23 protein-coding genes and 1 pseudogene are annotated in these 24265 nt (G+C 65.3%); 10 read left to right on the plus strand and 14 right to left on the minus strand.

Going from position 1 to position 24265, the window contains the following annotated elements:
• Positions 1–65: 65 nt before the first annotated feature.
• From VIR09_RS08555 to cml, 4 genes and pseudogenes are all read left to right on the plus strand, one after another.
• Complete coding sequence (locus tag VIR09_RS08555) at positions 66–425, plus strand: hypothetical protein (RefSeq protein WP_332012485.1); 360 nt, start codon at positions 66–68, stop codon at positions 423–425.
• Positions 426–1061: 636 nt separating this feature from the next.
• Positions 1062–1343 carry a hypothetical protein gene (locus tag VIR09_RS08560; protein WP_332012486.1) on the plus strand — a complete coding sequence of 94 codons (282 nt, stop codon included), beginning with the start codon at positions 1062–1064 and terminating at the stop codon, positions 1341–1343.
• 84 nt (positions 1344–1427) lie between these two features.
• A complete protein-coding gene (locus tag VIR09_RS08565) occupies positions 1428–2120 on the plus strand; it encodes a cytochrome b/b6 domain-containing protein (RefSeq protein ID WP_332012487.1) in 693 nt (230 codons plus the stop codon).
• A gap of 132 nt (positions 2121–2252) precedes the next feature.
• Positions 2253–3422, plus strand: a pseudogene (gene cml, locus VIR09_RS08570) (CmlA/FloR family chloramphenicol efflux MFS transporter); the annotation flags it as partial.
• 42 nt (positions 3423–3464) lie between these two features.
• On the opposite strand, the gene VIR09_RS08575 reads toward cml, so the two are convergent.
• The 3 genes from VIR09_RS08575 to purB all read right to left on the minus strand — a co-directional run bounded on the left by VIR09_RS08575 (position 3465) and on the right by purB (position 6259).
• Positions 3465–4238, minus strand: coding sequence for a class I SAM-dependent methyltransferase (locus VIR09_RS08575; protein ID WP_332012488.1), 774 nt, complete (start codon positions 4236–4238; stop codon positions 3465–3467).
• Between the two features lie 129 nt (positions 4239–4367).
• Entirely contained in the window at positions 4368–4826 is a 459-nt protein-coding gene (locus tag VIR09_RS08580) for a c-type cytochrome (RefSeq protein WP_013392590.1), read from the minus strand.
• A 56-nt stretch (positions 4827–4882) separates the two neighbouring features.
• A complete protein-coding gene (gene purB, locus VIR09_RS08585; RefSeq protein WP_332012489.1) occupies positions 4883–6259 on the minus strand; it encodes an adenylosuccinate lyase in 1377 nt (458 codons plus the stop codon).
• 160 nt (positions 6260–6419) lie between these two features.
• Between purB and VIR09_RS08590 the strand changes: the two genes are divergently transcribed.
• Positions 6420–7028: a glutathione S-transferase gene (locus VIR09_RS08590; RefSeq protein ID WP_332012490.1), complete on the plus strand. Its 609-nt coding sequence runs from the start codon at positions 6420–6422 to the stop codon at positions 7026–7028.
• Positions 7029–7233: 205 nt separating this feature from the next.
• On the opposite strand, the gene VIR09_RS08595 is transcribed toward VIR09_RS08590, so the two are convergent.
• From VIR09_RS08595 to gcvA, 3 genes are all read right to left on the minus strand, one after another.
• Positions 7234–8052: a sulfite exporter TauE/SafE family protein gene (locus VIR09_RS08595; protein ID WP_332012491.1), complete on the minus strand. Its 819-nt coding sequence runs from the start codon at positions 8050–8052 to the stop codon at positions 7234–7236.
• A gap of 106 nt (positions 8053–8158) precedes the next feature.
• Positions 8159–9277, minus strand: coding sequence for a tRNA 2-thiouridine(34) synthase MnmA (gene mnmA / locus VIR09_RS08600; RefSeq protein WP_332012492.1), 1119 nt, complete (start codon positions 9275–9277; stop codon positions 8159–8161).
• Between the two features lie 7 nt (positions 9278–9284).
• Positions 9285–10211, minus strand: a complete 927-nt coding sequence (gcvA, locus tag VIR09_RS08605; protein WP_332012497.1) for a transcriptional regulator GcvA — start codon at positions 10209–10211, stop codon at positions 9285–9287.
• A 191-nt stretch (positions 10212–10402) separates the two neighbouring features.
• Between gcvA and VIR09_RS08610 the strand changes: the two genes are divergently transcribed.
• The 5 genes from VIR09_RS08610 (at position 10403) to VIR09_RS08630 (ending at position 15366) form a co-directional block, all read left to right on the plus strand.
• Positions 10403–11392: a tripartite tricarboxylate transporter substrate binding protein gene (locus tag VIR09_RS08610; RefSeq protein WP_332012493.1), complete on the plus strand. Its 990-nt coding sequence runs from the start codon at positions 10403–10405 to the stop codon at positions 11390–11392.
• Positions 11393–11463: 71 nt separating this feature from the next.
• Entirely contained in the window at positions 11464–12339 is an 876-nt protein-coding gene (locus VIR09_RS08615; protein ID WP_310032478.1) for an N-formylglutamate amidohydrolase, read from the plus strand.
• 152 nt (positions 12340–12491) lie between these two features.
• Entirely contained in the window at positions 12492–13610 is a 1119-nt protein-coding gene (locus VIR09_RS08620; RefSeq protein ID WP_332012494.1) for a Re/Si-specific NAD(P)(+) transhydrogenase subunit alpha, read from the plus strand.
• Positions 13611–13612: 2 nt separating this feature from the next.
• On the plus strand, positions 13613–13930 hold the full coding sequence (locus VIR09_RS08625; protein ID WP_006224972.1) for an NAD(P) transhydrogenase subunit alpha: 318 nt from the start codon (positions 13613–13615) through the stop codon (positions 13928–13930).
• Positions 13927–15366 carry an NAD(P)(+) transhydrogenase (Re/Si-specific) subunit beta gene (locus tag VIR09_RS08630; RefSeq protein ID WP_105558451.1) on the plus strand — a complete coding sequence of 480 codons (1440 nt, stop codon included), beginning with the start codon at positions 13927–13929 and terminating at the stop codon, positions 15364–15366. The genes VIR09_RS08625 and VIR09_RS08630 overlap by 4 nt, the downstream gene beginning before the upstream one ends.
• Before the next feature lie 51 nt (positions 15367–15417).
• Here VIR09_RS08630 and glcF read toward each other — a convergent pair whose 3' ends face one another.
• The 8 genes from glcF to VIR09_RS08670 all read right to left on the minus strand — a co-directional run bounded on the left by glcF (position 15418) and on the right by VIR09_RS08670 (position 24184).
• Entirely contained in the window at positions 15418–16653 is a 1236-nt protein-coding gene (gene glcF / locus VIR09_RS08635; RefSeq protein ID WP_105558450.1) for a glycolate oxidase subunit GlcF, read from the minus strand.
• A gap of 6 nt (positions 16654–16659) precedes the next feature.
• Complete coding sequence (gene glcE, locus VIR09_RS08640) at positions 16660–17766, minus strand: glycolate oxidase subunit GlcE (protein ID WP_310032489.1); 1107 nt, start codon at positions 17764–17766, stop codon at positions 16660–16662.
• 12 nt (positions 17767–17778) lie between these two features.
• Entirely contained in the window at positions 17779–19278 is a 1500-nt protein-coding gene (locus VIR09_RS08645) for an FAD-linked oxidase C-terminal domain-containing protein (protein ID WP_105558448.1), read from the minus strand.
• A 130-nt stretch (positions 19279–19408) separates the two neighbouring features.
• Positions 19409–20266 (minus strand): IclR family transcriptional regulator, encoded by an 858-nt coding sequence (locus tag VIR09_RS08650; RefSeq protein ID WP_332012495.1) that lies wholly within the window; start codon positions 20264–20266, stop codon positions 19409–19411.
• 48 nt (positions 20267–20314) lie between these two features.
• Positions 20315–21031, minus strand: coding sequence for an SDR family NAD(P)-dependent oxidoreductase (locus tag VIR09_RS08655; protein WP_310032494.1), 717 nt, complete (start codon positions 21029–21031; stop codon positions 20315–20317).
• Between the two features lie 10 nt (positions 21032–21041).
• Complete coding sequence (locus VIR09_RS08660) at positions 21042–21560, minus strand: 2,4'-dihydroxyacetophenone dioxygenase family protein (protein WP_332012496.1); 519 nt, start codon at positions 21558–21560, stop codon at positions 21042–21044.
• A gap of 3 nt (positions 21561–21563) precedes the next feature.
• Positions 21564–22529: a Bug family tripartite tricarboxylate transporter substrate binding protein gene (locus tag VIR09_RS08665; protein ID WP_105558444.1), complete on the minus strand. Its 966-nt coding sequence runs from the start codon at positions 22527–22529 to the stop codon at positions 21564–21566.
• A 245-nt stretch (positions 22530–22774) separates the two neighbouring features.
• Positions 22775–24184: an FAD-binding oxidoreductase gene (locus VIR09_RS08670; protein WP_105558443.1), complete on the minus strand. Its 1410-nt coding sequence runs from the start codon at positions 24182–24184 to the stop codon at positions 22775–22777.
• Positions 24185–24265 lie beyond the last annotated feature (81 nt).

The following is a 24265-nucleotide window of genomic DNA, read 5'->3' on the forward strand; positions in this document are numbered from 1 at the left end:
GCCCGATCCCATAAAATGGCGTCTTCGGCCACGACGGCCCCCGCAACACAGGCTAGCCCCAAACCATGACTCAAACCGCCACTTCCGATACCTGGGGCTTTGCCCATCCCGATTGCCGCGGCGCGGCCGCCCTGCTGTTCTTCATGAACGACCTGGCGCGGGTGGTCAACCAGTATCTGAGCCCGGGCCAGTTGTCCGATGAAGCGCTGACTGACGCGCAAAAGGCGGTCGACGCCTTGCTGGCCCGCTACGTGGAAATCCAGGCCGCCCCCGAAGCCTTCGACAACGAGCGAATCGAACTTGCGCTGGAGACCGAGACCCAGCCCGACGGCCAGACCAGCGCGCAGGTCGCCTTGCGCATGTCCGCGCGCCTGGAAGGCCTCATCATCGAAGCCCAGCGCCAGGCCCGCCCGACTGCACATTAAGGGACAGATAAGGGGAGATATCTTCCTCCCCTATCACAAAACGCTTGCAAAAAGCGTTGACCGCCAGTATCATCAGCGGTTGAGTTCTGCGGTTTGCGCCAATTTCCATTCGAAAATAAAACGGCGCGGGTCCTGAAGGCTGAGCATCAGCCCTCCCCCAAACACTAGGCAGACCCTCAACAAAACACCCAAGCCCGAGCATTCCATCCCGTTTGCGAAGAACGCAAATCCGGATCGTGGCCTGGAACAAAACGCCTTCACCAAACCGCCAGTCCGGCTTGGCAAGAAGCAACCAGACAATCAGCGGCGCCCACAACACGCGCAAGCGACTAGTACTAGTAAACGCGCCGCAATCGCCAGGGCCTGCATGCCCTGCATGAATCCTCGGACCCCTGGATGCCTTGCGCATCGCACAGCCCGAAATGATGCCGTCCCGGACTGATGGACAGCGTCGCGCCGTCAGCCCGTGCGCGCAAAAACATGAGAATGCGCAAAGGGACGGCGGCAGATATGCGTTAGTGTCACCACACGCCCGCCCGACTCGATACGGCTGGCAGCGGCATGCGGCAAGATTGCCGCGCGTCACGTGGCCTGACGCGGCTTTTCACATAACTAGAAACCAAGAGAACAAACACCATGAATACTCGTTTCACTACCTCGGACCTGATCCGACGTCCGGCCCACACCATGCTGGACAACACGCCGATCCATATCGGCGACATCGTTTACCTGCAACCCGCGAATGGCCCGGAAATCCGCGCCAAGGTCATCTACAACGCGCCGATCAACGGCACGACGACCTACACGACCGAAGTCGTGCCCTGCGGAGCGCCTGCGCAAGAGGCTCCTGGCCAACGCATCCGCTTCCGCCATGAGCACGTGCATCGCATCGTGCCCGCGCGCCGCAATACCCACTGAAGCAGTACCCCGCCCCGTTGCTCCCGCAACGGGGCAATTTGTGCGTGATAAAGTCCCCGGCAATACAGTCCTGGCGATCCCCCCATGCAGAATAATCGTCTCGCGGTCCATATCTGGGACCTCCCCACCCGTCTATTCCACTGGGCGCTGGTCGCCTGTATCGTCGGCGCATTCGTCAGCGTCAAGCTGGGCGGTCTGTACATGGATTGGCATGTGCGCTTCGGCTGCACGGCGCTGGGCCTGATCCTGTTCCGCCTGCTGTGGGGATTCTTCGGCCCCCGCTACGCCCGCTTCACACAGTTCGTACGCGGGCCGGCCGCCGTGGCCCGGTACCTGAAGGGCGCAGCAGCGCCCGCCGGCCATAATCCGCTGGGCGCGCTATCGGTGTTGGCGCTGCTGCTGGTCATCGGCTCCCAGGCGGTCAGCGGCCTGTTCACCACCGACGACATCATGACGCAGGGTCCGCTGTTCGGGCACGTCAGCGAAACCGTTGCCGCCGCCATGACCTCCTGGCACAAGCTCAATGAGTGGGTCATCCTGACCCTGGTCGCCCTCCATCTCGCCGCGGTGCTCTGGTACGCGCTGGTGCGCCGCAAGCGCCTGGTGCGCGCCATCATCACGGGCAAGGTCGACGCCAAGGACGTGCCCGCTGGCACGCCGCCCACGCAGGACGGCTTTGCCGTCTGGCTGCGCGCCCTGGTGCTGGGCGCCTGTGTCACGGGCCTGGTACTGTGGATCCGGTCGCTGGAAGTGGCGGCCGATATGTCTTTTTCCTGACGCACATGAGCACCGCCAAGCAAGCAGACAAGTAAGCCGCAACAACTCGCTTTTTTCGGTTGTTGCGGCGTTCTCGAGACTCCATCCGCTCAAGAAGAGCGCCGCCTGATCCTTCCTGAAGGAGATGGTTTCGTGCGCTCAAATGATTCTTCCTGGCGGCTCTCCCTTGCCGCCACGCTCTTCCTGCTGTCGCCGTTCGATCTGCTGGCATCTCTGGGCATGGACATGTACTTGCCCGTGGTGCCCTTCATGGCCGATGCGCTCGGCACCGGCGCCGCGACGGTCCAATGGACCTTGACGGCTTACCTGGTTCTGCTTGGAGCCGGCCAGCTTGTCTTCGGCCCGCTGTCGGACCGGCTGGGCCGCCGCCCTGTCTTGCTCGGCGGCGGCCTGGCCTACATCGCCGCCTCGTTCGGCCTCGCCGCCGCCTCGTCCCCAGACCTGTTCCTGGGCCTGCGCATCCTCCAAGCCTGCGGGGCCGCGGCATGCCTCGTCGCCACCTTCGCCACCGTGCGCGACGTTTACTCGGGCCGCAAGGAAAGCCACGTCATCTACGGTTTGCTCGGGTCCATGCTGGCGATGGTGCCTGCGGCGGGCCCGCTACTGGGCGCGCTGGTCAGCGCCTGGCTGGGATGGCGCGCCATCTTCGGCCTGCTGGGAATAGCAATGACCGGAGCGATCATCGCGGCCTGGCTGCTATGGCCCGAGACCAGACGGCAAGGAGACGCAGATCCACAGTGGTCGCGACTCCTTTCGCCCCTCAGACGCCGGAGCTTCTGGCTCTACACGCTGTGCTACAGCGCCGGGATGGGCAGCTTCTTTGTCTTTTTCTCGACCGCGCCCTGGCTGATGATGGGCCGCCAAGGGCTGTCACAGCTTGGCTTCAGCCTGCTGTTCGCGACCGTAGCGATTGCAATGATGGTGACGGCGCGACTCATGGGCCGGCTGATCCCCCGCTGGGGGAGCCTGAAAACGCTGAGGATGGGAATGGGCTGCCTGATCTCGGGAGCCCTCGCCCTCACCCTCACCGAGCTGTGGGCGCCCAATTCGGCGCTGGGCCTGATCGCCCCGATGTGGCTGGTCGGCGCCGGCATCGCCTCGGCAGTCTCAGTGGCGCCGAACGGCGCACTTCAGGGTTTCGACCAGATGGCGGGAACCGTCACTGCGGTCTACTTCTGCCTGGGCGGGCTGATACTGGGTGGTCTTGGAACCCTCGCCATCACGCTCTTTCCGAGCGGGACCAGTTGGCCCATCATCGCCTATGGCCTGAGCCTCGCCGCAGCGGTACTCTGCCTGTCCTGCGCCGGCAAGCGTGATTGAATCATCCCCGGTCCGCAGGCAGCATCACTGCTCGCGGACCGGACCCGCCCCACGCCGCGCTTCGATCAAGTGCCTGGCCGAATGCGCCACGAACGGCTCTCCCCGGCGCATGCTTTCATCCAGCGCCAGCAGCGAATCACGGTACTTCCACGCCGAAAAGCCCGGCACCCACCACACGCACTTGCGCAGAATCCAGACCACGGCGCCCACGTCATGGAACACCATCCGGCAGCGCGCCGTGCGCAAGTCCATCACGGTCAGGCCTGCCGCCGCGGCGTCGGCGGCTTCATCCTGCGGATCGCGCAGGCGCCGTTCCTGCGGCAATGGCCCGAGAAAATACTCGATCAGCTCGAAGGCTGAAGCCGGCCCCACGTGCTGTGCAAAATAAGATCCGCCCGGCTTGAGTACGCGATGGATCTCCGCCCAGTCCGGACTCACGGGATGCCTGGACGTCACCAATTCGAACGAGGCGTCGGCGAACGGCAACGCAGCGCCGTGCTCGGTCTGCACCACCTGCACGCCACGCGGGGCCAGGCGCTGATGCGCTTTCCTGGCATTGGGCGACCAGGCTTCGGTCGCATGCATTACCGGCGGAAACCTGGTCGCCTCGGCCAGCACCTCGCCACCGCCCGTGTCCAGGTCCAGCGCCGACTGCACGTTGGCCAGGCGCTGCGCCAGCCGCCTGGCATAGCCCCAAGGCGGGCGTTCCTCGGAGGCTCTTCCCGAGAGCCAGTCGAAGCCCCAACCGCTCACGTCGGCAGCTTCGGCCTCGGCCACCAGATTTTCAAAGGACTTCATTCGATCTCCCCTGAACCGGACGCGCCCACGGTCCGAGGACCGCGGCCACACCCTGCCATGACGAAAAAAAGCGCCAACGATTCCGCTGGCGCCTCTTTGCCCACATGCCGCCCGCGGACGGCCGGCGCTTTATTTCTTCTTGCGGTACGAGTCGTGGCAGGCCTTGCAGCTTGCGCCGACATCGCCGAACGCGGCGCGCAGCTTGTCCAGATCGCCGGCATCGGCGGCGGCCGAGAGCTTGACGATGTTGTCCTGGAAGGCTTGCTGCTTCTGCTTGAAGCCCGCGGCGTCGCTCCAGACTTCAGGACGCGCATCGCCGCCCTCGGTGCCCGCGCCGAAAGCCGTCCACGGCAAGGCCGACAAGGTCTTCAGCACTTCCACATTGGCCTTGATCTGCGCGGCGTCGTAGGGCTGCTGGCCCTTGACCACCGGCGCCATGCGGCCGAAATGGGAAGCCATCAGCGTCAGCGCCGACTGGCGGTACTTGACCGCGTCCTCGGGCTTGGCGAACTGCGCGGACGCGCTCGTCGCCAGCAGCGGCCCAACCGTCATACAGGCCAACGCGGCGAGCGTGGACAACTTCTTCATTGCAATCTCCCGTAAGGTCAACAGAGGCCGCGCGCCCCAGGCGCGCGGCAAGGCGACTATACCGCCCGGGCCAAGTCGGCGGCCAGCCCGATATAGGAGCGCGGGGTCATCGCCAGCAGGCGCGCCTTGGGCTCTTCGGGCAGGGCCAGGCCCTGGATGAATTCTCGCAGACGTTCCTCGGTAATGCCCTTGCCGCGCGTCAAAGCCTTGAGCTGTTCGTACGGCTGCGGCAGGCCATAGCGGCGCATGACGGTCTGCACCGGTTCAGCCAGCACTTCCCAGCAGGCGTCGATGTCGGCGTCGATGGCGGCGGTGTTGACTTCCAGCTTGCCCAGGCCGCGCATGCAGGCATCCCAGGCCACCAGGCAGTAGCCCAGGCCCACGCCGAGGTTGCGCAGCACGGTGGAGTCGGTCAGGTCGCGCTGCCAGCGGGAGATAGGCAGCTTGTCGGCCAGGTGGCGCAGCACGGCGTTGGCCAGGCCCAGATTGCCTTCGGAGTTTTCGAAGTCGATCGGATTGACCTTGTGCGGCATGGTGGAGGAGCCGACCTCGCCTTCTTTCAGGCGCTGCTTGAAATAGCCCAGCGCCACGTAGCCCCAGATGTCGCGGTCCAGGTCCAGCACGATGATGTTGGCGCGCGTGATGGCGTCGAACAGGGCCGACATCCAGTCGTGGGGTTCGATCTGGATGGTGTGGCGGTTCTGGGTCAGGCCCAGGCCGGCCAGCACGCGCTGGCTGAAGGCGGGCCAGTCGATCTCGGGGTAGGCCGAGAGGTGGGCGTTGTAGTTGCCGGTAGCGCCGTTCAGCTTGGCCAGCGGTTCGACGGCCTCGACGGCGGCGATCGCGCGGTTCAGGCGCGCGGCCACGTTGGCGAATTCCTTGCCCAGGGTCGTCGGGCTGGCCGGCTGGCCGTGCGTGCGCGACAGCATGGGCTGGTCGGCCTGGGCCACGGCCATGTCGTTCAGCTTGGCGGCCAGTTCGCGCAGGCGCGGCACCACGACTTCGTTGCGGGCGCGGGTCAGCATCAGCGCGTGCGAGGTGTTGTTGATGTCCTCGGAGGTGCAGGCGAAGTGGATGAACTCGGCGGCGCGGGCCAGCTCGGCGTCGTCGGCCACCTTTTCCTTCAGCCAGTACTCGACGGCCTTGACGTCATGGTTGGTGACGCGTTCGATGTCCTTGATGCGGGCGGCGTCCGCTTCCGAGAAGTCGCGCACCAACTGTTGCAGGCGGGCGCGGGCAGCTTCGGAGAAGGCCGGCAGTTCCGGCAGGCCGGCGTCGGACAGCGCGATCAGCCAGGCCACCTCGACTTCGACGCGGTGGGCCATGAAGCCGGCTTCGGAGAGCAGGCCGCGCAGCGCGTCGCCCCGGGAAGCGTACCGGCCATCCAATGGCGAAAGGGCGTTGAGTTGGCTGAGCTGATCGGCGATTTGCATGGTGTGGAGGAGAAAAAGCGGGGAATGAGCGAATCCGGCGATTTTATCATCCGGAAGCACGCAACATTGTGGCAAACTGACGAAGATTCCGGCCTCTTGGCCGTCTGCCGTCATGCGGCCTGCTATACTTCGGCCGCTTTCCGACTCCGCTTGTGACTCCATGAAACTGATCGGCTCGCTTACCAGTCCTTACGTGCGCAAAGTGCGTATCGTCATGGCCGAGAAAAAGCTGGACTACCGGCTTGAACTCGAAAACGTCTGGTCCGCCGACACGCAGATCCAAACGTACAACCCGCTGGGCAAGGTACCTTGCCTGGTCATGGAAGATGGCGGCGCCCTCTTCGATTCGCGCGTCATCGTCGAATACGTCGACACCCTGTCTCCTGTCGCCCGCCTGATTCCTCAGCCGGGGCGCGACCGTGCGGCCGTCAAGTGCTGGGAAGCCATCGCTGACGGCCTGCTCGACGCCTGCGTGACCATCGTCAAGGAAAACCAGCGTCCCGAGGCCCAGCGCAGCCCCGAATGGATCGAACGCCAGTACTCCAAGATCCACGCCAGCCTCGACGCGATGAACAAGAGCCTGGGCGACAACGCCCACTGCATGGGCATCAATTACAGCCTGGCCGACATCGCCGTCGGCTGCGCGCTGGGCTACCTGGACCTGCGCTTCGCCTCTCTCGACTGGCGCACCAACCACCAGAACCTGGCCCGCCTGTACGACAAGCTGTCGCAACGCCAGTCCTTCGTCGACACAGCACCGCGGGTGTAGCCCCCCCCGAGGCGCTGCGCGCCTCCCCCCAGGGTGCGCCGCTACGGACCGGCGGAGCCGGATCCGTGCGGCCCCGCTTCTGCTTGGCTGCATTTCTGCTCCGCCTGCGTTTCTGTTTTACCTTTGCTTCCGCGCCGCCTGTGCTTCTGCATCGGCGGCGCTTCTGCGTTGGCTGCGCCATTCCATCGACACAGCCCTGCCCGGCTTAAGCAGTAAACGTCTGCCAGGCCTTGAACAGCATGTACGCGGCCAGCGCGAACAGCAGGCAGGCGAACACGCGCTTCAGAGTCTGCACCGGCAGGCGGTGCGCCATGCGCGCGCCCAGCGGCGCCGTCAGCACGCTGGTGCACACCAGCGCAATCAACGCCGGCCAGTAGATGTAGCCCAGCATGCCGGGACGCGATTCGCCCGAGTTCAACCCCGACACCACGTAACCCACGCTATTGGCCAGCGCGATGGGAAAGCCCAGCGCCGCCGAGGTCGACACCGCGTTGTGCAAGGCCACGTTGCACCAGACCATGAAGGGCACCGACAGGAAGCCGCCGCCCGCGCCCACCAGGCCTGACAGAAAGCCGATGCCCGCCCCCGCCGCGCTGGTGCCCACTACGCCCGGCATCTGGCGGCTGGGCTTGGGCTTCTTGTTCTGCAGCATGCTCCAGCCGGAATAGCCGACGAACAGCGCGAAGAACAGCGACAGCCACAGCGTGCTGAGCGCGGCGAACACCGCGCCGCCGGACAGCAGGCCACCGATGATGATGCCAGGCGCCATGGCCCAGACGATGTTCCATTTGATCGTGCCGCGCTGCTGGTGCGCCCGGACACTGGAAATGGAAGTGAACAGGATCGACGTCATCGACGTGGCGATGGCAGCGTGCACCACCAGATCGGCAGGCATGCCCTTCCACGCGAACAGCATCGTCAGGAAAGGCACCAGCAGCATGCCCCCGCCTATGCCCAGCAGGCCCGCGGCAAAACCCACCACGCCGCCCAGCACCAGCAGGCAAATCACCATCGTTACATCCACAACTGTCTCCTCTTTCTTCTTGGTAATGAACAAAGCCCCACGGGCCGCGCCCGAGGGGCTTTGATTGAAGTCTGCGCACGCCGCACGGCGGATGCCGGCGCAACGCCTACAGGATGATGCCGCCGCCCAGGCAAACCTCGCCATCGTAAAGCACGGCGGACTGTCCGGGGGTAACCGCCCACTGCGGCTCGGTAAAGCTGAGGCTGAAAGTACCGTCGGCAGCACCGTCCAATTTGCAGGCCGCATCGGCCTGCCGGTAACGCGTCTTGGCGCCGTACGCACCGGCGGCCGGCGCGTGGCCGGCGACCCAGCTGGCGTCCTGCGCCCGCAATTCGCCCGACAGCAGCCAGGGGTGGTCGTGTCCCTGCACCACGTAGAGCACATTGCGTTCCAGGTCCTTGCGCGCCACGTACCAGGCTTCGGCCGTGCCGTCCTCGCGCTGACGTCCCTTCACCCCGCCCACGCCCAGGCCCTTGCGCTGGCCCAGCGTGTAGAACGACAGCCCTTCGTGGCGGCCGACCTTCTGCCCTTCCGGCGTCATGATCGGACCCGGCTCGGTCGGCAGATAGCGATTCAGGAACTCCCGGAACGGCCGCTCGCCGATGAAGCAGATGCCGGTGGAATCCTTCTTGGCAGCGTTGTGCAGGCCGATCTCGTGGGCAATGCGCCGCACTTCGGTCTTGTGGATCTCGCCCAGCGGGAACAGGGTGCGCGACAACTGCGCCTGGTTCAGGCGATGCAGGAAGTAGCTCTGGTCCTTGGACGCGTCCAGCGCCTTGAGCAGCTGGAACTGCGTGCCGCCGCCCTCGGCCGGCACCTCGCGCACCCGAGCGTAATGGCCGGTGGCGATATGCTCGGCGCCCAGCGCCATGGCGTGGTCGAGAAAGGCCTTGAACTTGATCTCGGCGTTGCACAGCACGTCCGGATTGGGCGTGCGGCCCGCGGAGTACTCGCGCAGGAACTCCGCGAACACGCGGTCCTTGTATTCGGCGGCGAAATTGACGAACTCGAACTCGACGCCGACCAGGTCCGCGACGCTGGCGGCGTCCAGCAGATCCTGGCGGGTGGAACAGTATTCGGAATCGTCGTCGTCTTCCCAGTTCTTCATGAACAGGCCGACGACCTCGTAGCCTTGCTGCTTGAGCAGCCAGGCGGTGACCGAAGAATCGACCCCGCCGGACATGCCGACGACGACGCGGCCCTTCTTGGTGGATGTTTGACTCATGATGGATTTATTTTAAATCGGACAGGGCATCTTCCCGCGGCTGCGGCTCGGCCGCCCGTGACACTTCCATCAGCCAGGTGCGGAACGCCTGCAAGGTGGGCAGATTGGCTTTCTGCTCCGGGTAGCACAGGTAGTAGCCCATGCGCGCCCGGATCGGCAGCTGGATCGCGACGGCCAGTTTGCCGTCGCGCAGCTCGTCCTCGATCAGGCAGCGCGGAATCAGCGCCACGCCGAAGCCGGCCGCGGCCGCCTGCGACAGCAGCGCGTACTGGTCGAAGCGCGCGCCTTCCAGGCTGCGCCGGGTATCGCAGCCGGCCTGCTCGAACCAGTCGCGCCAGCCGTCCAGCGCCGAGGTGTGGTGCAGCAGCGGATAGGCCAGCAGGTCGGCCGGCGCCGCACAGCCGCCCGGAATCAGGCGCGGGCTGCAGACCGGCAGGATTTCGCGGCCGACGATGTAGTCCGCCCCGCTGCCCGGCCAGATGCCCTCGCCGAAACGCACGGCGGCGTCCAGCTCGGGCGTCGAAAAGTCATAGCCCTGCCGGTGAGGCAGGAATTCGACGTGGATGTCCGGCCGCAGGCGCATGAAGGCGGTCAGGCGCGGGATCAACCAACGCGCGCCGAAGGTCGGCATACAGGTCAGATTGAGCGTGCCGCCCTGCCCCTGGTGCGCGATCAGTTCCACGGTGGCGGCCTCGATCTGCCCCAGGCCGGCCTGGATCTTGGTCAGATAGCTGCGTCCCGCCTCGGTCAGGACCAGGCCTTGCCTGATCCGCAGGAATAGTTCGATGCCGACGAACTCCTCCAAATGTTTCACCTGCTTACTGACTGCGCCCTGCGTGACACACAACTCCTGGGCTGCGCGCGTGAAACTGCTATGTCTCGCAGCGACTTCAAACGCCTGGAGATCCGTAAGAGAAGGACAGAAACGCCGCATGGATGGGGTACGCAAATTGTTTCAGGCCGCGCAGTCGAAACAGCCCTGTTCCGGGCCGCCGCGAAAAGAGGCATGAAAAAAACTCATAGCTTACGGAGAAACTTTCGTTTGCGCAAACCCGACCGCCAGGAAAGAATCGTTGCGTTTGCGTCTGCCTTTGCGCATCCGCTTTCCAATTCATAGGGGAATCCATGCAACGCCGTAACGTAGTACTGGGCCTGTGTGTCGCCGCCGCGACCCTGGCCGCGCCGCTGACCTCGGGCATCGCGCACGCCGAAGACGCGTATCCGACCAAGCCCATCCGCCTGATCGTTCCGTTCCCGCCCGGAGGCACCACCGACATCGTCGGCCGCCTGTTCGCGGACAAGCTGGGCAAGGAACTGGGCCAGACCGTGGTGGTGGAAAACCGCGGCGGCGCCGGCGGCTCGATCGGCAGCGCCTTCGTCGCCAGCAGCGCGCCTGACGGCTACACGCTGGGCATCGCCACCGTCAGCACCCACGGCATCAACCCGGCCATCTACCCGAACCTGCCGTTCGATGGCGAGAAGGACTTCACGCCCATCTCGAACCTGGCCGCCGTGCCGAACATCATGACGATCAACCCGAAGGTTCCGGCCAAGAACATCGCCGACTTCATCAAGCTGGCCAAGAGCCAGCCGGGCAAGCTGACGTATGCATCGGCCGGCAACGGTTCGGTTTCGCACATGATGGGCGAACTGTTCAAGATGGCATCGGGCACCGATCTGATGCACGTGCCCTACCGTGGCGTGGGCCCGGCGTTGAACGACGCGCTGGCCGGCCAGGTCGACGTCATGTATGACAACCTGCCCTCCACTCTGCCGCACGTGCAATCCGGCCGCCTGATCGCCATGGCCGTTGCCTCGCCCAAGCGCGTGGCCAGCCTGCCTGACGTGCCCACGTTCGCCGAAGTCGGCTTGCCGGCCGTGAACGATGCGTCCTGGTTTGGCCTGGTTGCCCCGGCCAAGCTGCCGGAACCCATCCTGGCCAAGCTGAACGCCGCCGTGCAGAAGGTTAGCGCCGACGCCGACGTGAAGTCGCGCCTGGAAGCCCTGGGCGCCGAACCCGCCGCCAACAGCTCGGCCGACTTCGGCAAGCAGATCGCCGCTGAAATCGCCAAGAACAAGCGCATCGCCAAAGAAGCCAACGTGAAGATCGACTAAGCGATCTTCGGCCCGCGCCGCGCCATCACGGGCAGCGCGGGCCTTTCGAATCACGAACGCAACACCTCTATATGCGAATTACCCAACCCCTGTCTTACCGGCTCGACCTTCCGCAGCAATATCCGGATTCGGAAACCTCGGCCCCGCTTGTGCTGGATTCTCCGCACAGCGGCACCGCCTACCCTCCCGATTTCGCGGCCGCGGTGGACTTTGGCGCACTGCGCACTGCGGAAGACACCTGGGTTGACGATCTGTGGGGCGACGCCATGGAAATGGGCGTGCCGATGATTGCCGCCGGTTTTCCGCGCGCCTACATCGACGCCAACCGCGCGCCCGACGAGATCGACGAACTGCTGCTGGATGCCGCCTGGCCCGACGCCATCAACGCCTCGCCGAAGGTCAAGCTGGGCAAGGGCCTGATCTGGCGCATGCTGGATGACGGCACCCCGTTGTACGACCGCAAGCTGACGATCGAAGAAGTCCGCCACCGCATCGATGCCTGCTGGAAGCCCTATCACGCCGCGCTGGGCCAGGTGCTGGACGCCGCCCACAAGAAGTTCGGCAAGGTCTGGCACATCAACTGCCACTCGATGCCCAGCGTCGCCGGCGCCTTCGCCACCGACCGCCCCGGCCTGGTCCATCCCGACTTCGTGCTGGGCGATCGCGACGGCAGCACCAGCGACCCGGCCTTCCGCGAATTCATCGCGGCCTGGCTGCGCGAACGTGGCTACGACGTCACGGTGAATGATCCCTACAAGGGCGTCGAACTGGTGCGCGCCTTCGGCCGCCCCGAAGAGGGTCGCCACAGCCTGCAGATTGAAATCAACCGCAAGCTGTATATGGACGAAACCACGCTGCGTCCCACGGAAAACTATGGCCGCCTGAAGGCCGATCTGCGCGACCTCACCGCCGCGCTGATCAACTGGACTCGCGCGCAAACGGCCTGACGCCGGACGTTTGCACGCAGGTAACCGGCCAGCGGCGTGGTAAGACTGGCCGGAGCAAGTGGGTTGAAAGACCCGAGCCCCATGGTTCGCCATGGGGCTTTTTTTTGTCATTCCCGTGTATAACTACGGCGAACCTTCCAGGAGAGGCGTCGATGCACATCGGGATACCAAAAGAAACCCGAGACGGGGAAACCCGTGTCGCAGCAACACCAGAAACCGTCAAGAAGTACGTAGGCGGCAAACACACCGTTGTCGTGGAGCGTGGCGCAGGCACCGCCGCTCGCTATCTTGATGACGCCTATGAGGCAGCGGGCGCCACGCTCGGCTCCGCCCAGGATGCCTTGGGCGCCGAACTCGTTCTGAAGGTACGCGCCCCTTCCCCCGCCGAATTGCCGCAAATGAAACCGGGCGCCGTCGTCATCGGCATGCTTGATCCGTTCGACGCCGACGGCCTGGCGCAAATGGCCGCCGCGGGGCTGGTCGGATTCGCCCTTGAGGCCGCGCCCCGCATCACCCGCGCCCAAAGCCTTGACGTGCTGTCTTCGCAGGCCAACCTGGCGGGCTACAAGGCCGTGCTGCTGGCCGCGCATCACTACGGCCGCCTGATCCCGATGATGATGACCGCCGCCGGGACCCTGAAAGCCGCGCGCGCCGTGGTGCTGGGCACCGGCGTGGCCGGCTTGCAAGCCATCGCCACGGCCAAGCGCCTGGGTGCGGTGGTCGAGGCCTCCGACGTGCGCCCCGCCGCGCGCGAACAGGTGGAATCGCTGGGCGCCAAGTTCATCGACGTGCCGTTCGAAACCGATGAGGAACGCGAGATCGCCCAAGGCACGGGCGGCTATGCGCGCGCCATGCCGCCCGGCTGGATGGCGCGGCAGGCGGCGCTGGTGTCCGAGCGCTGCAAGCAGGCAGACCTCGTCATCACCACCGCCCTGATTCCCGGCCGCCCCGCCCCCACGCTGGTGTCCGCCGAAACCGTCGCGGCCATGAAGCCCGGCTCGGTGCTGGTCGACCTGGCGGTCGAACGCGGCGGCAATTGCCCCTTGTCCGAAAAAGGGCGGGTCGTGGAAAAGCATGGCGTGACGATTATCGGGCTGACCAACCTGCCCGGCCTGGTGGCCACGGATGCGTCAGCGCTGTACGCGCGGAACATCCAGGACTTCCTGAAGCTCATCATCAATGCGGACGGCGCGCTGGCAATCCAGCGCGACGATGAAATCGTGGCGGCCTGCCTGGTGTGCGAAGGCGGCAATGTGACGCGGAGGACCTGAACATGGAAGCGATCAACCCCACCCTGATGAACCTCATCATCTTCGTGCTGGCCATCTATGTCGGCTACCACGTCGTGTGGAACGTCACCCCCGCCCTGCACACGCCGCTGATGGCGGTCACCAACGCCATCTCGGCCATCATCATCGTGGGCGCCATGCTGGCGGCGGCCCTGACCGAAGGCGGACTGGCCCGCGGCATGGGCGTGTTCGCGGTGGCGCTTGCCGCGGTGAACGTGTTCGGCGGCTTCCTGGTCACGCGGCGCATGCTTGAGATGTTCAAGAAAAAGGATCGCAAGCCGGGCAAGGAGGAAGCGAAATGATCTCGCTCAACCTCGTCACCCTGCTCTACCTGGTTGCTTCGGTCTGCTTCATCCAGGCGCTCAAGGGTCTGTCGCATCCCACCACGTCGCGGCTGGGCAACGCCTTCGGCATGGCCGGCATGGCGATCGCCGTGCTGACCACGGCGGCGCTCATCGTCGGCCTGGCGCGTACAGGCACGGCCACGATCGGCCTGGGCTGGGTGCTGCTGGGCCTGCTGATCGGCGGATCCGTCGGCACGCTGATGGCCCGCCGCGTCGAAATGACGAAGATGCCGGAACTGGTGGCCTTCATGCACAGCATGATCGGCCTGGCGGCGGTGGCCATCGCCGTCGCGGTGGTGGCCGAGCCACACGCCTTCGGCATCGTCGCGGCCGGGGCGATGATCCCCACCGGCAACCGCTTCGAGCTGTTCATCGGCACCTTCGTAGGCGCCATCACGTTCTCGGGTTCGGTCATTGCCTTCGGCAAGTTGTCGGGCAAGTACAAGTTCCGGCTGTTCCAGGGCGCCCCGGTCGTGTTCCCCGGCCAGCACATGCTGAACCTGGCGCTGGCGCTCGTGATGCTGGGCTGCGGCGTGTGGTTCATGCTGACCCAGGACTGGACGCCTTTCGTCATCATGACGCTGGTCGCCTTCGTGCTGGGCGTGCTGATCATCATCCCGATCGGCGGCGCGGACATGCCGGTGGTGGTGTCCATGCTGAACAGCTACTCGGGCTGGGCGGCGGCCGGCATCGGCTTCTCGCTGAACAATCCGATGTTGATCATCGCCGGCTCGCTGGTGGGCTCTTCGGGCGCCATCCTGTCCTACATCATGTGCAAGGCGATGAACCGGTCGTTCTTCAACGTGATCCTGGGCGGCTTTGGCGGCCAGGCGGGCGGCGGCGCGGATGCCGGCGCGGGCCAGCAGCGCAGCGTCAAATCAGGCAGCGCGGACGACGCCGCCTTCTTGATGACCAACGCCGAAAGCGTGACCATCGTGCCGGGCTACGGCCTGGCGGTGGCACGCGCGCAGCACGCGCTGAAAGAACTGGCGACCAAACTCACCGAGCGCGGCGTGACGGTCAAATACGCCATCCATCCGGTTGCCGGGCGCATGCCCGGCCACATGAACGTGCTGCTGGCCGAAGCAGAAGTGCCCTACGACCAGGTCTTCGAAATGGAAGACATCAACAGCGAGTTCGCCCAGACCGACGTGGTGCTGGTGTTGGGTGCGAACGACGTGGTCAACCCGGCCGCCAAGAACGACCCCAAGTCGCCCATCGCCGGCATGCCCATCCTGGAAGCCTATAAGGCGCGCACCGTGATCGTGAACAAGCGCTCGATGGCCTCGGGCTATGCGGGCCTGGACAACGAGCTTTTCTACATGGATCGCACGATGATGGTGTTCGGCGACGCGAAGAAAGTGCTGGAAGACATGGTCAAGGCGGTGGAGTAGCCACCCGCCCACGAATGCCCCGTACCGGGCGTTCGTGGGCGCGCCCTGCCGCTATGCGGCAGCCGTCTTGCGCAATTGTTCGTCCACGACTTCCACCCAATGCCGAACCGGCGTGTCGGTGCCGCTTTGCAGGTGGCCGATGCAGCCGATATTGGCGGACAGGATCACATCCGGCCCGCCCGCCGCAATGGCGCCCAGCTTGCGGTCACGCAGTTCCAGCGCAATCTCCGGATTCAGCACCGAATAAGCGCCCGCCGACCCGCAACACAAGTGCTTGTCGGCGAACGGCAGCAATTCGAACCCTAGATCCACCAACAGCTGCTCCGACAACGGCCGCAGCCCTTGCCAGTGCTGCAAGGTGCAGGGCGGATGGAACGCGGCGCGCGTGCCGACGGGCAAGCGCGCGCGCAGTTGGTCGGCATGCGGCGCCACGATCTCGGCCACGTCCTTGACCAGCGCGACGATATCCGCGGCCTTTTGGGCGTATGCCGGATCATGCTTCAGGTGATGCGCGTATTCCTTCACCATCGCGCCGCACCCGGACGCGTTCATGACGATGGCCTCGACGCCGCCGTCCTGGACCAATGGCCACCAGGCGTCGACGTTGGCGCGCATCTGCGCCAACGCCGCGTCCTGCGCGTCCAGATGGAAGCTGACCGCCCCGCAGCAACCGGCGCCAGGCGCGATGCGCGCGCCAATGCCGACGGCGTCCAGCACGCGGATGGTGGCCGCGTCGATGGTGGGCATCATGGCGGGTTGCACGCAGCCCGCCAGCATCAGCACTTGTCGCGCATGACCCGCCACCGCGGGTAGCAAGCCCGCGTCGCGGCGTTCGGGCACCTTGCGCTTCAGGGCTTCCGGCAGGAAACCCCGCACGGCCTGCCCCACCCGCATCGCCGGTGCGAACATCGGCGACAGCATGGCGCGGCGCAGGAAATTGCGCTTGGCCTTTTCGGTCCAGGAACGCGGCACGCGCTCGTCCACGATCTTGCGGCCAATATCGATCAGATGGCCATATTCAACGCCGGACGGGCACGTGGTTTCGCAATTGCGGCAGGTCAGGCAGCGGTCCAGGTGCTGCTGCGTGGACTGCGTGGGCGCGGCGCCCTCCAGCACTTGCTTGATCAGGTAGATGCGCCCACGCGGGCTGTCCAGCTCGTCGCCCAATACCTGATAGGTCGGACAGGTGGCCGTGCAAAAGCCGCAGTGCACGCAACGCCGCAGGATAGCGTCGGCTTCTTTGCCCAGTTCGGTATCGCGCGCCCAGGATGCCAGGTTGGTTTGCATGATGCGCTATAGCTCCAGGACCAGGCGGCCGGGGTTGAACAGGCCGGCCGGATCAAGCTCTTGCTTGAGGCGGCGTGTAATCGACGCGATGCCGGGCGCCAGCGGATGGAACACGCCGTCCGCCGGCGGCTTGCCATGGCCTGCGCGAAACAGGGTGGCATGCCCGCCCAGCCGCGCCGCGGCCTCGCGCAGTTCGGTGGCGTCGCGCGCGCCGGACAACCAGCGTTGCCCGCCGCCCCATTCGATCAGTGTCGGCCCCATGCCCAACACGGCGGCCGTGGGCGGCAAGGCCAGTCGCCATAGCGGCTGACCAGGCGTGAAGAAGGCGTGCGTCTGCTCGCGCAGTGCGCGCCACCAGGCCACCGCGGCGCCGGGGTCCAGGGCGTCGCCGCCAATCACGTGGCGTGCGCTGGCAATGGCAGGCGGCGCCCCCGACAAGCGCACGTGCATCGCGCCCTCGCCGTGCTCGTCCGCGCCCGTCCAACTGGTGGCCGAGATCGGCAGCGGCTTGCCGCGCCATAGCGCGAAGCTGGTCAGCGCCTGGGCCTGGGTGGCGGGGCAGACCAGCGTCAGCTCTTCCATCGGCCGCGGCACAACCTTCATCGAGACCTCCAGCAGCGCGCCGAAAATGCCGTGCGAACCGGCCAGCAGGCGCGACACGTCGTACCCGGCCACGTTCTTCATGACTTCTCCGCCGAACGCCAGGATGCGCCCCTCCGAATCCAGCAGGCGCGTTCCCAGCACGAAGTCGCGCAAAGCGCCCGCGCTCATACGGCGCGGACCGGACAGGCCTGCGGCCACGCAGCCGCCCACCGTCGCCGAGGCGCCGAAATGCGGCGGTTCGAATGCCAGCATCTGACCGTTTTCGGCCAGCGCCGCCTCCAGCTCGGCCAGCGGCGTGCCCGCGCGAACGGTCACCACCAATTCGGACGGGTGGTAGCTGACGATGCCGCGATACGACGTCATGTCCAGCAAGCAGTGGCCGTCTTGCGGCGTTACCGGGCGGTAATTGCCGTAGAACGCCTTGCTGCCTCCGCCCATCACGAACAGCGGCTTGTGGCCGGCACGGGCCGTCATGACCTGGTCGCACAATTCCGACAGGACAAAATCCATAAGGAATGCGTCCTAGAAACGGGCGAGATCGGGGAAGCGCAGCTCACCCGCATGGACGTGCATCTTGCCGTATTCGGCGCAGCGGGCCAGCGTGGGAATGACTTTTTCAGGATTCAGCAGGCACGGGGGGTCGAACGCCCGCTTGACCGCCAGGAACGCGTCGAGTTCTTCGCGAGAGAATTGCACGCACATTTGATTTATTTTCTCCATACCCACACCGTGTTCTCCGGTCACGGTCCCTCCTACCTGCACGCACAGCTCGAGAATGGCGGCGCCGAACTTCTCTGCCCGTTCCACCTCGTCCGGCTTGTTCGAATCAAACAGGATCAGCGGATGCAGATTGCCATCGCCCGCGTGGAACACGTTGGCGCAGCGCAAGCCGAATTCATCTTCCATCTGTTCAATGGCGCCCAGCACGCGCGCCAGATGGCGGCGCGGAATCGTGCCGTCCATGCAGTAATAATCCGGCGACACGCGACCCGCGGCCGGGAATGCGTTCTTGCGGCCGGCCCAGAATTTCAGGCGCTCGGCCTCGGACGTGGACACCTGGCAACGCGTGGCGCCGGCGGCGCGGAATACCGCTTCCATCCGGGCGATCTCGTGCGCCACTTCCTCGGGCGTGCCGTCGGACTCGCACAGCAGGATCGCTTGCGCATCCATGTCGTAACCGGCGCGCACGAAGGGTTCGACCATGTGCGTGGCGCGGCGGTCCATCATTTCCAATCCTGCCGGGATCATGCCCGCGGCGATCACTTGCGTGACCGCGTTGCCGGCTGCCTCGACGCTGGAAAAACTGGCCATCACGACCTGCGCGCAAGCCGGCTTGGGAATCAGCTTGACCGTCACTTCGGTGACCACGCCCAGCATGCCTTCCGACCCGACGAAAACGGACAGCAGGTCCAGGCCCGGCGCGTCCGGCGCTTCGGAGCCCAGCTCGACAACGTCGCCGTCGATCGTGACCACGCGCACCCGCAGCACGTTGTGCACGGTCAGCCCGTACTTCAGGCAATGCACGCCGCCGGAATTCTCGGCGACGTTGCCGCCAATCGAACAGGCGATCTGGCTAGAGGGGTCGGGCGCGTAGTACAGCCCGTAAGGCGAAGCGGCCTCCGAGATGGCCAGGTTGCGCACGCCAGGCTGCACGATTGCCGTGGCGCTGGCCAGATCGATATGCTTGATGCGGTTGAACTTGGACAGGCCCAGCAGCACGCCCTGGCTGTGCGGCATGGCGCCGCCGGACAGGCCGGTGCCGGCGCCGCGCGCAACGATGGGGGCGTTCAAGCGCTTGCAGATGCGCATGACCGCCTGCACCTGCTCTTCGGTTTCGGGCAGTGCCACCACGGCGGGCAGCGCGCGATACAGCGACAAGCCGTCGCACTCGTAGGGACGCGTGTCTTCTTCGCGGAATAATACGCAGTGCGCGGGCAACGCGGCCGACAACGCCTCGATGAGCTGCTGCAACGAATAAGGCGCCTGCACTTGTGCCAGGCCGGTTTCGACCAGTGAATTCATGAGCGCAACAATAGCGCGACCAGTCCCTTAAAACAGGCCGGGATTTACCCGCATCCTGTCGACGATCCCTGCTACGCACACGTAACCAGCCGTAATTCCAGACGGCGATTGTCGTTGAAAAGCCGCAGGTTCAGCCCGAGAAATCCAGCAACGCCAGCTTTCTGGAAATGGCGGCGCACGTCTCGACCAACGGGCGGATATAACTGGCCGTCCGGTCGGCGCTCATGCGGAACGCGGGGATGCTCAAACTGACGCAGGCGACCGGCGCTTCCTGCTTGTCGGTGATGGCGCAACCAAAGCAGAAAATGTCCTTCTCGTTTTCCTCGCGGTCCTCCGCGTAGCCCTGCCGGCGTACCTGCTCCAGCTCTGCGCGCAAGGCTTGCGGCGTGCGCAACGTCGCGTCGGTGAACACCTTGAAATCCAGCCCCTGGATCAGCGCGTCGCGCTTGGGCACAGGCAGCTGCGCCAGATACGCCTTGCCGACCGAACTGGAGTACAGGGTCACGCGGCTGCCCAGCCGCGAATTCATGCGCACGGCCTTGGGACTTTCAAGCTTGTCGATATAAGTCATTTCGGACCGGTCGGGCACGGCCAGATGCACGGTCTCTTGCGTCAATGCCCTGAGGTCGAACAAGTGGTCTTTGCATAGCTGCCGGATGTCGGAGCTTTCCAGCGCGCGGCTGGCCAGGCTGACCAGCCGCGGCCCCAGCCCGAACGACTGCCCATTGCGCTTGGGCACCAGCAACTGTTCGGCGATCAGTGCCTCGACGATGCGGTAGATCGTCGGGCGCGGATAACCCAGCCTGGTGCTCAGCGCGTTCACCGTCCAGGCGGTGTCGTCACCCGACGCGATCGCGTCAAGCACGCGCATGAACTTGGAGAACGAGGCGGTGCCGGCGACGGGAGGCGCCGCCGATACCGCAGCCGACGAGGTCGGCGCGGCGTCAGGCCGGGCGGCGCGGGGAAGCTTCACGCGGGGGGCTTTCATGAACGGTTTCCGTGACGAAGAAAGCGCGCCGGCAAGCCGGCGCGCGGGTCAGGTTACCATGTAGCCGCCATCCACCGGCATCACCACGCCGGTCATGAAAGCCGACGCTGGCGAGCACAGGAACATGACCGCCTGCGCCACGTCATGCGGCGTTCCCCAGCGCTTGAGCGGCGTGCGCTCCAGAATGCGCGAGGCGCGTGCCGGGTCCTTCTGCAAGGCTTCCGTCAACGGCGTGGCGATCCACCCCGGCGCCACCGCGTTGACCCGGATATCCGCCTCGGCATAGGCGATAGCAAGCGACTTGGTCAATTGCGCCACCCCGCCCTTGCTGGCGCTATACGCCGGCACCAGGCCACCCCCGAAGAAGCTCAGCATCGACGCGGTGTTCACAATGCATCCCTTGGCGCGCGCCAGTTGCGGCCGCAGTGCTTCGCAAACGCGCATGGTGCCCGTCAGGTTGATGTCCAGCACACGCTCGAACACCGGCAGCTTGAATTCCTCTTGCCGGAAAATCACGCCCGCGCAGTTGACCAGGATGTCCACGTGCGCAAGCGTGGCGGCGAAGCGCGCAACTTCGTCGTCTTGCGTGACGTCCAGCGTGGCCACCTCCACGCCCGCGGGCGGCGCCTCTAGGGAGGGCAAGCCCACCGCGATCACGCGCGCGCCCAGACGCGCCAGCGCCTCGGCGACGCCTCGGCCCAAGCCTTGGGTGCCGCCCGTGACGACGGCGGTCTTGTTGTCGAACAGTCCTGCCTGAAAGCTCATGGCGGCGTCCTCAGCGGATGAACTGGTCGACATAATCCGAACCCAGTCCCACGCTTTCGTAGTGCTTGCGGCACATGTCCAGCTTGGTGAACACGTCTTCATAGCCCGTGTGCCGGCCTTCGCTGTCACAGTAGTACATGACGCCGTTGACCTGGAACATCGTGATCATTTCCTCCACGTCTTCCGGCACATACAGGGTATGCGTTTCACCTGGCGGTTCGAACACGTAGCTGCCTTCGCGAGCGACCCAGTCGTGTTCCAGATAACGCCAGGACCCTTTGATGACATAGCCGTGCACCGCCTGCGGATGGCGGTGGCAGCTCAGCACGCCGGACCTGCGCACGCGCAGCAGGTTCATCCAATACCCTTGCGACACGTTCAGGCAAAGCGGCCGGAACCAGACTTGCTCGGCTTGCGGCACCCAGACGCGTTCGTCATGCGGAACCGCTTGCGGCACGACGATGTCGGGCAGCGCTTCCTTGGGGTTGGGGTAACGGTAGGGGGTAGGCACTGCGTTTGTCTGGCTCATGGCTCACTTGATGCTCAGGGTTTTCAGAACTTGCGCGTAATCGGCGGTCTCGGCGGCCATTTTCTTTTCGAAGGCATCGCCATCGGCGTAGACGTAACCCAGGTTCTGGGCCTTGATCGCAGAGATCAGCTGCGGGTCCTGCGCCACTTTCTCGAACACTTCCTTCAACTTGGCCACGGTGGCAGGCGGCATGCCTTTCGGGCCGGCGATGCCACGCCAGGTGCCATACGCCACATCCAACCCCTTCTCCTTGGCCGTCGGCACATCGGGGAATTCCGGCACGCGCTTGTCGCTCATCAGCACCAGCAGGCGCAGCTTGCCGGCGCGCACGTACTCGGATGCCTCGGCGGGACTTGTCGCCACCGCATCCAGCTGGCCGCCCAGCAGGTTCAGCAGGGCCGGCCCGGAACCCGGAAACGGAATGTGCGTGAAGCGCGTATCCGACTTGACCTCGAAGGCGCTCAGCGCCACGTCGTAGATGGAGCCGGTACCCGAGGTGCCCACGTTCAGCGTGGCCGGCGATTTCCTGGCGGCCGCCATGAACTCCTCAAGGGTCTTGTAGGGCGAATTGGCCGGCACCACGATCGCGGCGGGGTCGGCGTTCAGTTGCACCAGCGGCGTGTAGTCCTTATAGGTGTGGTCGAACAGGCCCAGCAGCGGCAGAATCACGAACTCCGCCGTCACGACGGTCAACGTGTGGCCGTCGTTCTTGCTGTTCAGGACGTATTTCCAGCCCACCGCGCCACCGGCGCCGGCCTTGTTCAGCACCACCATCCCTTTGGGGAAGTACTGTGCCGACACCTTCGCGAACGTGCGCGCGACGGCGTCCGTGCCGCCCCCCGGCTGGAACGGCACCACCAGCGTGACCGGCTGGTTCGGATAGCTGTCCGCCTGCGCGTGCGCAGGCAGCGTCGCCGTCAGGCCAGCCACAAGCAGGCCGGCCACCATCAGACCTTGTCTCATCAACATCCTTGTCTCCTTGGTTCACGACGTGCCTTCTGCCGAGGCATCGTCTGTTTTCTTGGCTTTTCGCAGAGGCTATTTTTCAGATATCCACAATGTGGACATTTGTCTACGAAAAATAAGCGTAAAGGATTTACGGACGAGTGTCACTGGAAATCGATACGCGCTCCGACCGCGCGAGCCAAAAAAAAACCGACGGTCGATGCCGTCGGCTTTGGGGAAAGGCAAGCGCGGCAGTCGCCGCGCGGGGCTTACCAAGACACGATCTTGCCCGGGTTCAGGATGTTGTTCGGATCAAACGCATGCTTCAGGCTGCGCATCAGGTCCAGCGCGTCCTCGCCGTGTTCTTCGGCCATGAACTGCATCTTGTGCAGGCCCACGCCGTGTTCGCCCGTGCAGGTGCCATCCGCGGCGATCGCGCGGCGCACCAGATTGTGGTTGATCGTTTCGGACTCTTCCCATTCCTTCGGGCTATCGGCATCCAGCAGCATCAGCACGTGGAAATTGCCGTCGCCGACGTGGCCGACGATGGTGTACGGGAAGCTTGCGCGGTCCAGTTCCTCGACGGTATCGCGCACGCAATCCGCCAACCGCGAGATCGGCACGCAAACGTCGGTGGTGCTGGCGCGGCAGCCGGGCCGCAATTGCAGGCCGGCAAAGTAAGCGTTGTGGCGCGCGGTCCAGAGGCGGCTACGGTCTTCGGGGCGCTCGGCCCATTCGAAATCCATGCCGCCATGCTCGGCCGTGATCGCCTGCACGGTTTCGGCCTGCTCTTGCACGCCGGCAGGGCTGCCGTGGAACTCAAACACCAACAGCGGCGTTTCACGCAAGGTCAGCTTGCTGTACTGGTTGACCGAACGCACGCTGGCGGCATCCATGAACTCGACGCGCGCGATGGGCACGCCCATCTGGATGATCTCGATCACGCTCTGGACCGCATCGTCCAGCGTGGGGAAATTGCAGACCGCCGCGGACACCGCCTCGGGTTGCGGATAGAGGCGCACCGTCACTTCCGTGATGATGCCGAGCGTGCCTTCGCTGCCGATGAAGATACGCGTCAGGTCGTAGCCCGCCGACGATTTGCGCGCGCGGCCCGCGGTGCGGATGATGCGGCCATCGGCGGTCACCACCGTCAGCGACATGACGTTTTCGCGCATGGTGCCGTAGCGCACGGCATTGGTGCCCGAGGCGCGCGTGGCGGCCATGCCGCCCAGGCTGGCGTCGGCGCCCGGATCAATCGGGAAGAACAGGCCCGTGCTGCGGATCTCTTCGTTCAGCTGCTTGCGCAACACGCCTGCCTGCACCGTGGCCGTCAGGTCTTCGGCGTTGATCGCCAGCACCTTGTTCATTTGCGACAGGTCCAGGCTGATGCCGCCCTGGATCGCCAGCACGTGGCCTTCCAGCGAAGAGCCCGCGCCATAAGGTATCAGCGGAACATGATGCGTGTTGCACAGCTTGGCGATCTCGGCCACTTCTTCGGTGGTGTGCGCGAAGACGACGGCGTCGGGCAGCATGGGCGGATACGGCGACTCGTCGCGCCCGTGGTGTTCGCGCACGGCGGAGGACTCGGACAGGCGGTCGCCAAAGCGCGCGCGCAGGGCATCCAGACAGGCGGCCGGCACCGGGCGGCGCAACGTTTCAGCGTGCAGGGGAGCATTCATGATCAGCGTGTTCTCGGGGTTCGGTAACCGAATATTCTACGCCGCCGCGCGTGCTGCGCCGCACACCGCCCCAGGCAGGCG

This window comes from Achromobacter sp. (assembly GCF_036567245.1).
Lineage (GTDB): Bacteria > Pseudomonadota > Gammaproteobacteria > Burkholderiales > Burkholderiaceae_B > Achromobacter.

What these genes read in the sequence shown, in the direction of transcription:
- VIR09_RS08555 (WP_332012485.1), top strand. Translation starts at nt 66, where the DNA reads ATGACTCAAACCGCCACTTCCGATACCTGGGGCTTTGCCCATCCCGAT.
- VIR09_RS08560 (WP_332012486.1), top strand. Translation starts at nt 1,062, where the DNA reads ATGAATACTCGTTTCACTACCTCGGACCTGATCCGACGTCCGGCCCAC.
- VIR09_RS08565 (WP_332012487.1), top strand. Translation starts at nt 1,428, where the DNA reads ATGCAGAATAATCGTCTCGCGGTCCATATCTGGGACCTCCCCACCCGT.
- VIR09_RS08575 (WP_332012488.1), bottom strand. Translation starts at nt 4,238, where the DNA reads ATGAAGTCCTTTGAAAATCTGGTGGCCGAGGCCGAAGCTGCCGACGTG.
- VIR09_RS08580 (WP_013392590.1), bottom strand. Translation starts at nt 4,826, where the DNA reads ATGAAGAAGTTGTCCACGCTCGCCGCGTTGGCCTGTATGACGGTTGGG.
- purB (WP_332012489.1), bottom strand. Translation starts at nt 6,259, where the DNA reads ATGCAAATCGCCGATCAGCTCAGCCAACTCAACGCCCTTTCGCCATTG.
- VIR09_RS08590 (WP_332012490.1), top strand. Translation starts at nt 6,420, where the DNA reads ATGAAACTGATCGGCTCGCTTACCAGTCCTTACGTGCGCAAAGTGCGT.
- mnmA (WP_332012492.1), bottom strand. Translation starts at nt 9,277, where the DNA reads ATGAGTCAAACATCCACCAAGAAGGGCCGCGTCGTCGTCGGCATGTCC.
- gcvA (WP_332012497.1), bottom strand. Translation starts at nt 10,211, where the DNA reads ATGCGGCGTTTCTGTCCTTCTCTTACGGATCTCCAGGCGTTTGAAGTC.
- VIR09_RS08610 (WP_332012493.1), top strand. Translation starts at nt 10,403, where the DNA reads ATGCAACGCCGTAACGTAGTACTGGGCCTGTGTGTCGCCGCCGCGACC.
- VIR09_RS08615 (WP_310032478.1), top strand. Translation starts at nt 11,464, where the DNA reads ATGCGAATTACCCAACCCCTGTCTTACCGGCTCGACCTTCCGCAGCAA.
- VIR09_RS08620 (WP_332012494.1), top strand. Translation starts at nt 12,492, where the DNA reads ATGCACATCGGGATACCAAAAGAAACCCGAGACGGGGAAACCCGTGTC.
- VIR09_RS08625 (WP_006224972.1), top strand. Translation starts at nt 13,613, where the DNA reads ATGGAAGCGATCAACCCCACCCTGATGAACCTCATCATCTTCGTGCTG.
- VIR09_RS08630 (WP_105558451.1), top strand. Translation starts at nt 13,927, where the DNA reads ATGATCTCGCTCAACCTCGTCACCCTGCTCTACCTGGTTGCTTCGGTC.
- glcF (WP_105558450.1), bottom strand. Translation starts at nt 16,653, where the DNA reads ATGCAAACCAACCTGGCATCCTGGGCGCGCGATACCGAACTGGGCAAA.
- glcE (WP_310032489.1), bottom strand. Translation starts at nt 17,766, where the DNA reads ATGGATTTTGTCCTGTCGGAATTGTGCGACCAGGTCATGACGGCCCGT.
- VIR09_RS08645 (WP_105558448.1), bottom strand. Translation starts at nt 19,278, where the DNA reads ATGAATTCACTGGTCGAAACCGGCCTGGCACAAGTGCAGGCGCCTTAT.
- VIR09_RS08650 (WP_332012495.1), bottom strand. Translation starts at nt 20,266, where the DNA reads ATGAAAGCCCCCCGCGTGAAGCTTCCCCGCGCCGCCCGGCCTGACGCC.
- VIR09_RS08655 (WP_310032494.1), bottom strand. Translation starts at nt 21,031, where the DNA reads ATGAGCTTTCAGGCAGGACTGTTCGACAACAAGACCGCCGTCGTCACG.
- VIR09_RS08660 (WP_332012496.1), bottom strand. Translation starts at nt 21,560, where the DNA reads ATGAGCCAGACAAACGCAGTGCCTACCCCCTACCGTTACCCCAACCCC.
- VIR09_RS08665 (WP_105558444.1), bottom strand. Translation starts at nt 22,529, where the DNA reads ATGTTGATGAGACAAGGTCTGATGGTGGCCGGCCTGCTTGTGGCTGGC.
- VIR09_RS08670 (WP_105558443.1), bottom strand. Translation starts at nt 24,184, where the DNA reads ATGAATGCTCCCCTGCACGCTGAAACGTTGCGCCGCCCGGTGCCGGCC.